This window comes from Falsiroseomonas selenitidurans (assembly GCF_012103215.1).
Taxonomy (GTDB): domain Bacteria; phylum Pseudomonadota; class Alphaproteobacteria; order Acetobacterales; family Acetobacteraceae; genus Falsiroseomonas; species Falsiroseomonas selenitidurans.
This window is the reverse complement of sequence record NZ_JAAVNE010000012.1, coordinates 118,736-126,610: the sequence shown is the minus strand read 5'-3', so window position 1 is coordinate 126,610 and position 7,875 is coordinate 118,736. Positions and strand designations below refer to the sequence as shown.

7 protein-coding genes are annotated in these 7,875 nt (G+C 73.2%); 1 reads left to right on the top strand and 6 read right to left on the bottom strand.

The features are described from left to right. The coding region (locus HEQ75_RS27825; protein ID WP_209318462.1) for a hypothetical protein at nt 1-192 on the bottom strand (192 nt) is incomplete at its 3' end. Nucleotides 193-264: 72 nt separating this feature from the next. Here HEQ75_RS27825 and HEQ75_RS09920 point away from each other — a divergent pair. Further along, a complete protein-coding gene (locus HEQ75_RS09920; RefSeq protein WP_168029824.1) occupies nt 265-1,047 on the top strand; it encodes a 3-hydroxybutyrate dehydrogenase in 783 nt (260 codons plus the stop codon). 186 nt (nt 1,048-1,233) lie between these two features. Here HEQ75_RS09920 and HEQ75_RS09915 read toward each other — a convergent pair whose 3' ends face one another. The 5 genes from HEQ75_RS09915 to HEQ75_RS09895 are packed head-to-tail and all read right to left on the bottom strand — an operon-like array spanning nt 1,234 to nt 7,871. Continuing rightward, complete coding sequence (locus HEQ75_RS09915) at nt 1,234-2,271, bottom strand: patatin-like phospholipase family protein (protein ID WP_168029822.1); 1,038 nt, start codon at nt 2,269-2,271, stop codon at nt 1,234-1,236. Between the two features lie 7 nt (nt 2,272-2,278). Continuing rightward, nucleotides 2,279-4,405: an adenylate/guanylate cyclase domain-containing protein gene (locus HEQ75_RS09910; protein WP_168029820.1), complete on the bottom strand. Its 2,127-nt coding sequence runs from the start codon at nt 4,403-4,405 to the stop codon at nt 2,279-2,281. Further along, nucleotides 4,402-5,244 (bottom strand): hypothetical protein, encoded by an 843-nt coding sequence (locus HEQ75_RS09905; RefSeq protein ID WP_168029818.1) that lies wholly within the window; start codon nt 5,242-5,244, stop codon nt 4,402-4,404. The genes HEQ75_RS09910 and HEQ75_RS09905 overlap by 4 nt, the downstream gene beginning before the upstream one ends. An 18-nt stretch (nt 5,245-5,262) precedes the next feature. Continuing rightward, a complete protein-coding gene (locus tag HEQ75_RS09900; RefSeq protein ID WP_168029816.1) occupies nt 5,263-6,459 on the bottom strand; it encodes an acetate/propionate family kinase in 1,197 nt (398 codons plus the stop codon). Beyond that, nucleotides 6,456-7,871, bottom strand: a complete 1,416-nt coding sequence (locus HEQ75_RS09895; protein WP_168029814.1) for a bifunctional enoyl-CoA hydratase/phosphate acetyltransferase — start codon at nt 7,869-7,871, stop codon at nt 6,456-6,458. The genes HEQ75_RS09900 and HEQ75_RS09895 overlap by 4 nt, the downstream gene beginning before the upstream one ends. Between the last annotated feature and the right edge of the window lie 4 nt (nt 7,872-7,875).

The following is a 7,875-nucleotide window of genomic DNA, read 5'->3' as shown; positions in this document are numbered from 1 at the left end:
CGTGCAGCCCGAGGCGGCCAGCGCCGCCGCGCAGCCGAAACCCGCCGCTGCCGCGCAGCCCAGGCCGGCCGCTGCCGCCGCCCCGGCAAAGGCAGCCGCCGCCGCCGTCCAGCCCAGGACGACCGCGGCTGCCCAGGCCCAGGCGCCTGTCGCGGCCACGCCGCTGCCGGATGCGACGGAGCCCGCCGCCATGCCGGCCGAAGCCCCCGCCAAGCCCGCCAAGACCAGCCGCCAGGCCAGCGTGCCAGCCGAAGGAACCGACGCATGAGCCCCCGCCGCACCGCCATCGTCACCGGCTCCACCAGCGGAATCGGGCTGGGCATCGCCCGGGCCTTCGCCGCCGCCGGCATCGACGTGATGCTGAACGGCTTCGGCGACGCCGCGGACATCGAGGCGACCCGTGCCGGCCTCGCCAGCGAGACCGGCAGCACGGTGCTGTTCCACGGCGCCGACATGTCGAAGCCCGACCAGATCGCGGCGCTGGTCGCGGCGGCGGAGGCCGGGCTGGGCCAGGTCGACATCATCGTCAACAATGCCGGCATCCAGACCGTGGCGCCCATCGAATCCTTCCCGGTGGACCGCTACGACCTGATCATGGCGATCAACATGTCCTCCGCCTGGCATCTCACGCGCCTGACCTTCGCGGCGATGAAGGCGCGCGGCTGGGGCCGGGTGATCAACGTCGCCTCGGCGCACGGCCTGGTCGCCTCGCCCTTCAAATCGGCCTATGTGATGGCCAAGCATGCCGTCGTCGGGCTGAGCAAGACGGTGGCGCTGGAAGGCGCCGAGCACGGCGTCACCTGCAACGCGATCTGCCCGGGCTATGTGCTGACCCCGCTGGTGGAGAAGCAGATCCCGGAAACCGCCCTGGCGCGGGGCATCAGCGAGGCGGCCGTGGTGCGCGACGTGCTGCTCGCCGGCCAGCCGACGCGGCAATTCGTGACGGTGGAACAGGTGGGCGCGCTGGCGCTCTTCCTCGCCTCCGACGCCGCGGCGCAGATCACCGGCACGGCGCTGCCGATCGACGGCGGCTGGACGGCGCATTGAAGCCTTCAGGAGCCCGGCGGGGGCTGCCGGTCCTGGCCGGCGCGCCGCCGGGCTCTGGGCCCGGTCGGGAATACCAGCGGCTCGGCCTGGTGCCGCCTTGGCGCCCCTGCCTTGCCGGTCCTGCCGATGCAACCCGCATCGGCGGCGCCCGGCGCCCTGCAGGGCCGGAAAGCCGCCCGCCGACCCTCAGCAGAATTTCGCGGCGACGTCGGTCGAGGACCGTTCGCCGATATCCTCCCAGTGCCGCGCCAGGAAGGCCTCCGCCCGCGCCGTGCCGAGCGCGAACAGATGGCGCAGGAAGGCCGGATCCGCGTTGAGCTTCGAGGAGGCGTCCATCGCGCCCAGCTCGGCTTCCGCGTCGATGGTGTGGACCAGCACGCGCATGTAGCGCGCACCGTCGAGGTCGCCGCGGTCGATCAGCTCCGTGACGAAGCGGATCATGCGCATCTCCCGCATCAGGGAGGAGTTGAAGGCCAGCGTATTGATGCGGTCCATGATGCCGCGCATGTCGCGCGGCACCGCCGGGATGTTGATCGGGTTGAGCTGGACGATGATGATGTCGGCGCAGCCGCCCATGTAGATCAGCGGGAAGATCGGCGGATTGCCCGAATAGCCGCCATCCCAATAGGGCTCGCCCTCCACCTCCACCGCCTGGAACAGCTGCGGCAGGCAGGCGGAGGCCATCACCGCCGCGGCGCTCAGCTCCCGCCGTTCGAACACCCGCAGGCGGCCGTTCAGGACATTGGTGGCGCAGACGAAGGCGGCCGGACCCTCGGTGGTGCGCAGCCGCTCGAAATCCACCAGCTCCTCCACCAGGTCGCGCAGCGGGTTGTTGTTCGCCGGGTTCAGCTGGTAGGGCGAGAAGACGCGCAGCATCAGGTCGCTGACCATCCAGCCCGGCGAGGTCGCCATGGTGCCGGGCCGCCGCATCCGGTCCAGCGGGCTGGGCTGCAGCGGCGAGGCCGCGGCCAGCTTCCCGGTGCGTTCCCAGAAGCGCCGCAGCGTCGCCCGCGCCTGCTGCGGCCCGCCCTCGGCGAGCCCGTCGGCCAGCAGCACCGTGTTCATGGCGCCGGCACTGGTGCCGACGATGCCCTCCACCTCCAGCCGGTCATCCTGCAGCAGCCGGTCGAGCACGCCCCAGGTGAAGGCGCCGTGCGCGCCGCCGCCCTGCAGCGCCAGCTTGATCCGCTTGCGCGGCGGGACGGGGGGCGCGGTCTGGTTCATGTCGGGGCTACTTCGTTGTGAAACGCAGGACCGGCGACCAATCCGCCGGCGGCCCGGCCCGCAGCGCCGCAAGGCGCTCGGCATACAGCGTGGCGAGCGGGTCCGGGCCGTCGTCCACCGCCTCGGCCAGCGCCGCGGCCGCCTCCTCGAAGCGGGCGGCGCGGTAGGCCGCGATCATCCGGTGCCAGGCGGGCAGGCGGGCGGCAAGCCCGGGGTCGATCCGCAGCGGCGCATCGGCCAGCCGGTTGCCGACGGCCAGGCCCAGCAGCTCATGCAGCGCGATCGGCTGCGCCGCGCCCTTGGCCAGCACCAGATCCACCGGCCGCGTGACGAAGCCCGGGCCGGCGGCGGCGCGCGTCGCCTCCGAGATCAGGATGCGCGTGCCGTAGAACTTGTTCATGCCCTCGAGCCGCGAGGCGAGGTTCACCATGCTGCCGATCGCGGTGTAGGACATGCGGTCGGAGGAGCCGACATTGCCCACCACCGCCTCGCCGGTATGCAGGCCGAAGCGGGTGCGCAGCCGGGGCCAACCGCGCGCGGCGAAGCTCTCGCACAGCGTGTCGGTCAGATGCCGGGACCGCAGCGCCGCGCGGCAGGCATGTTCCGCATGCGCCGGGTCGTCCTGCGGCGCGTTCCACAGCGCCATCACCGCATCGCCGATATACTTGTCGATGGTGGCCTGGGCGCGCAGCAGCTCGCCGGTCAGCGCCTCGAAATAGTCGGAGGTGATGTGCATCAGCTCCTCCGGCGCGATGCCCTCCGCCAGGGTGGTGAAGCCCTCGACATCGCTGAACATGACGCTGATCGGCCGCTTCTCGCCGCCGAGCCGCGCCGTCGCGCCTTCCTCCATCAGCCGGCCGACCAGGCTGCGCGGGACATAGGCGCCGAACAGCCGCAGTGCCGACTTCATGCCATCCATCGCGCCGGCCAGGCGGGCGATTTCCGTGATGTGGCTCCGCACCGCCACCGGCGCATCGAGTTCCAGCCGGCGGATCGCCTCGGCCTCATGCGTCAGCACGCCGAGCGGGCGGCTGATGCGCCAGGCCAGCAGGCCGATCGACAGCAGCCCGGCCACCAGCGCCAGCCCGGCAAGCACCGTGCCGTCCCGGATCGCGGCATCCACCGGCGCGGTGAAATCGGCCACCGGCGCGGCGACCGCCACCACCACCTGCTGCGCCGCCAGGCCCTCCAGCGGCGTCAGCCGGACCAGCATCGGCGCGCCGTCGATCTCGACCGTGGTGGTGGTGCCGGGCAGCAGCATGCCCTGGGCGTAGTGCCGCCAGACGCGTTGCAGCAGCGGGTCCGCGGTGGCCGCCATCGTCGTCCAGCCGGTGCGGCCCTCGCCCAGCGCCGGCGCGGCCAGGGCCGCCTGCTGGTGCGCCAGCAGGATGCCGTCCTCGGTGAACAGGAACAGCACGCTGTCCGGGCTGGCGCGCAGCCGTGCCAGGAAATCCGCCAGCCGTTCCAGGGTGATGTCGAGCGCGAAGACGGCCCGGGTGCCGGGGACGCGGCGGCTGACGGAGAGGCCGGGGCTGCCCACCAGCGGCAGGTCGTAGAGGGTGGAGATGTGCACCGCCTCGTCGCGCGCCTGCAGGTACCATTGCGCCTGGCGCGGATCGCCGCCCTGCGCGGGCCGCACCGCCCGGTGGCGCACCTGCAGCGTTGCATCGAGGAAGGTCCACACCTCCACCGACTCGCCGGCGCGGATGTCGCGCAACGCGAAGGCCGTGCCTTCCGGCACCGGTGGCGTCGAGGGCCCGCGCAGCGCCGCCGCGCGCGCCACCTGCCGCAGGCTGCCATCGCCCAGGCCCACGGAGACCACCTGCACCGCCGGCTCCGACCCCAGCAGCGCCACCAGCGCGGCGATGTCGCGGGCCGCCGGGTCGCTGCCCTCGATCAGCGGGGCGAATTCCGGCATGACGGTGGACAGCGCCACGACCGGGCGGATCAGCGCGCCGGTGCCGGCCACCGCGGTCTCGGCGGCCTGCGCCAGGCTGCGCGCAGCGGTGTCGAGCGCGGCGCGTGCCCCGGTCGCGCGATAGCCGGACACCACCACGCCGACCGCCGCGACGAACAGCAGCGCGAAGGCGCCCAGCACGGTCATGGTGAAGCTGATGCGGAAGGGCGGCCTCATCGTGGCAGCGCCGGCAGGCCGAGCGCGTGCAGCGCGGCGCGAAGGCGCTGCGCCGCCTCCGCCGCCGGCAGGCTGTCGAGCAGCGCGGCACCCCCGGCCTGGCGCAGCGCCGCGACCTGCACCGCCTGCGCCGCGGCGAGGCCCAGGGTCTCGGCCGGCGCCGTCATCGCCGGCAGGCCCTCCAGCAGCGCGAGGCGGCCGAGATGGGTGGCGACGCGCGTCGCCTCCGCCATCCCGGCCTCGGCCCATTCCCGCGCCAGGGCCTGGCTGAGCCGCCAGCCGAGGCAGGGGGTCAGGCTGCCGAACAGATCGGCCTCGCGCACCAGGCGGGCGGCGAGGTCGGGCGGCGTCGGCCGATCCGGCCGCGTCGCCAGGATCAGCCGGGTGATCTCGGCGCGCTCGGCCGCCGGCAGGCCGGCGGCGATCGCCTCCGTCGCCGTGGCGGAGCGCTGTTCGAGCAGGCCCGGCGGGCCGTCGCAGCGCCCGTCATGCAGCAGGTCGTGCCCGGCCATCGCCAGCACGGCCAGCCCGGCCCGCCGCGCCGGCAGCAACCCGGCGCGATGCGCCTCCCCGGCCAGCCAGCCGAGGCAGAGGGTGGCTTCGGCCTGGTGGTGGCGGTCGTGATAGGCCGGCTCCGACGTCATGGACCGGCCATGGGCGGTGACGGCGGCGGCGATGGCGGCGCCGGTCGCGGCCAGATCGTCGGGCGGTGATCCGGCAAAGACCTCGGCCAGCGCCGCGGCGGTGGCGCCTTCCGGGTCGGGCGGCGCCTCGCGGCGCGCAATCAGCCGTGCTTCCAGGCTCCGCAGGCGGTGCAGCGGCGCCGGGTCGGGCCTCATCAGTCGGATCGCGCCATGTCAGGCCGCCCGGGCCGCGGTGACGACCCGCATCGTGTGCGCGGCGATCATCCGCTCCTCATCCGTGCGGCGGACCAGGATCCGCACCGGCGCGCCGTCCTGCCCGATCTCGGGCGCATTGGCGGCGTTGCGCGCCGCATCCAGCCGCAGGCCCATGAAATCCAGGCCCTCGCAGATGCGCGCGCGCAGGCCGCGGGCATTCTCGCCGATGCCGGCGGTGAAGATCAGCGCGTCGATGCCGCCGAGCGCCGCGGCCAGGGCCGCGATCTCGCGCTTCACGCGGTGCGCGAAATAGGCCAGCGCCGCTTCTGCCGCCGGGCCGCCGGCCGCCTCGATCTCCCGCACATCCTGGGAGATGCCGGACATGCCCTTCAGGCCGCTGCCATTGTAGAGCAGCTTCGTCACCTCGGCCGTGCTCATCTTCAGCGTGTCGATCATGTGCAGCACGACGCCGGGGTCGAGCTGGCCGCAGCGCGTGCCCATGGGCAGGCCGTCCAGCGCGGTGAAGCCCATGGAGCTGCCCTGGCTGCGCCCGTCCAGGATGCCGCAGAGCGAGGCGCCATTGCCGAGATGGGCAACGACGAGGCGGCCGGCGCCGAGCGCCGCATCCTCCTCGGCGATGCGCCGGGCGATGTATTCGTAGGACAGTCCGTGGAAGCCGTAGCGCCGGATGCCCTGGGCGTGGAAGGCCGGCGGCAGGCCGAAGGTATCGGCCACCGGCGGCTGGGTGCGGTGGAAGGCGGTGTCGAAGCAGGCCACCTGCGGCACGCCGCGGAAGCGCCGCGCCGCCGCGGTGATGCCGGCCAGGTTGTGCGGCTGGTGCAGCGGCGCCAGCGCCACCAGCTCCTGAAGCTCCGCCATGATGCCGAGGTCGATCAGCATCGGCTCCGCGAAATCCGGCCCGCCATGCACCACGCGGTGGCCCACCGCGATCACCGGCGCGCCCTGCAGCGCGCCTTCCAGCCAGCCGATGATCTCGCCCAGCGCGGCGGCGTGGCTGGCCGGTGCGCCGCCACCCTGCCAGTCGCGCTCGGCGATCTTCGCGCCGCCGGCATCGCGGGCGGTGAAGCGCGGCGCCGCGCCGATGCCCTCGATCTGCCCGGCGCAGCGCGCCGGGAGCGCGCCCTCGCCCGCCTCGAAGGCGGCGAACTTCAACGAGGAGGAGCCGGCATTGAGGACGAGGACGATGCCTTTCACGATTCCGGCCCCGCCGCCACCAGGCACTGCCCGGTCTTTTTCCAGTGGCTGTAGAGCACGGCCAGCGCCGCCGACATCAGCCGGGCCTGGGCGTCGTCGGCGCGGCTGGTGAGCATCACCGGCGCCCGGGCGCCGACCACCAGCCCGCCGGTCTCGGCGTCGGAGAGGAAGACCAGCTGCTTGGCCAGCATGTTGCCGGATTCGAGGTTGGGCGCGATCAGCACGTCGGCATGGCCGGCGACCATGCCGACAATGCCCTTGGTCTTCGCCGCGCCGACATCCACCGCATTGTCCATGGCCAGCGGGCCGTCGACGATGCCGCCCTTGATCTGGCCGCGATCGGCCATCTTGGACAGGATCGCGGCATCGAGCGTGGAGGGAATCGCCGGGTTCACCGTCTCCACCGCGGAGAGGATGCCGACCTTGGGCAGCGGCAGGCCGATGGCATGCGCCAGGTCGATCGCGTTCTGCACGATGTCGGCCTTGGTCATCAGGTCGGGCGCGATGTTGATGGCGGCGTCGCTGATCAGCATCAGACCCTCGCGCCCCGGCACGTCCAGCACGAAGACATGGCTGATCCGCCGCCCCGCGCGCAGCCCGCCATCGCCCTTGGTGACGTGCTTCAGCACCTCGTCCGAATGGATGTTGCCCTTCATCAGCGCCGCCGCCACACCTTCATGGACCAGCGCCACGGCGCGAGCGGGGGCGGCGTGCTCATCGGTGGTGGCCACAAGCTGCACGCCGGAAAGGTCCCAGCCCAGCGCCTCGGCCGCCGCACGGATCTGCGGCTCCGGCCCGACCAGGATCGGCTCGATCAGCCCGGCCTTGGCGGCTTCCCAGGCGCCGTCGAGGGAGTTGTGGTCGGTCGGCGCCACCACCGCGGTCGGCATCGCCGGCACGCCGGCGCAGGCCGCCAGCAGGCGGACGAACTTGCCGCCCTTCTGCAGCGCCAGCGCGGGCAGCAGGATGTCGTCCGCCTGCACCCGCGTCGCCGGCGCCTTCACCTCCGCCATGCCATCGGCGATCAGCGTGCCGTCGTCGCGCAGCAGCCGGCATTCCAGGATCACGCGGCGGTCAGCCCGCTTCTCCCGCACCGTGACGGTCACGCTCAGCCGGTCGCCGGCATGCACGCGGCTGTGGAAGTTCAGGGTCTGGTGCAGATAGGCGGTGCCGGGCCCGGGCAGCACATTGCCCAGCAGGGCGGAGAACAGCGAGCCGCCCCACATGGCCGGCGCGACCGGCTTCTCCCCGGTGACCTTCTCGGCCAGGCCGGGCAGGTGGCGCGGGTTGAGATTGCCCGAGGCATGGGCGAAGACGACGAGGTCGTTATCGGTGCAGACCCGCTCGAAGCTGGCGGTCTGCCCGATCTCCAGCTCGTCATAGGCGTGTCCGACGAGGTCACGAGGGGTCATGCGA

What these genes read in the sequence shown, in the direction of transcription:
- HEQ75_RS09920 (WP_168029824.1), top strand. Translation starts at nt 265, where the DNA reads ATGAGCCCCCGCCGCACCGCCATCGTCACCGGCTCCACCAGCGGAATC.
- HEQ75_RS09915 (WP_168029822.1), bottom strand. Translation starts at nt 2,271, where the DNA reads ATGAACCAGACCGCGCCCCCCGTCCCGCCGCGCAAGCGGATCAAGCTG.
- HEQ75_RS09910 (WP_168029820.1), bottom strand. Translation starts at nt 4,405, where the DNA reads ATGAGGCCGCCCTTCCGCATCAGCTTCACCATGACCGTGCTGGGCGCC.
- HEQ75_RS09905 (WP_168029818.1), bottom strand. Translation starts at nt 5,244, where the DNA reads ATGAGGCCCGACCCGGCGCCGCTGCACCGCCTGCGGAGCCTGGAAGCA.
- HEQ75_RS09895 (WP_168029814.1), bottom strand. Translation starts at nt 7,871, where the DNA reads ATGACCCCTCGTGACCTCGTCGGACACGCCTATGACGAGCTGGAGATC.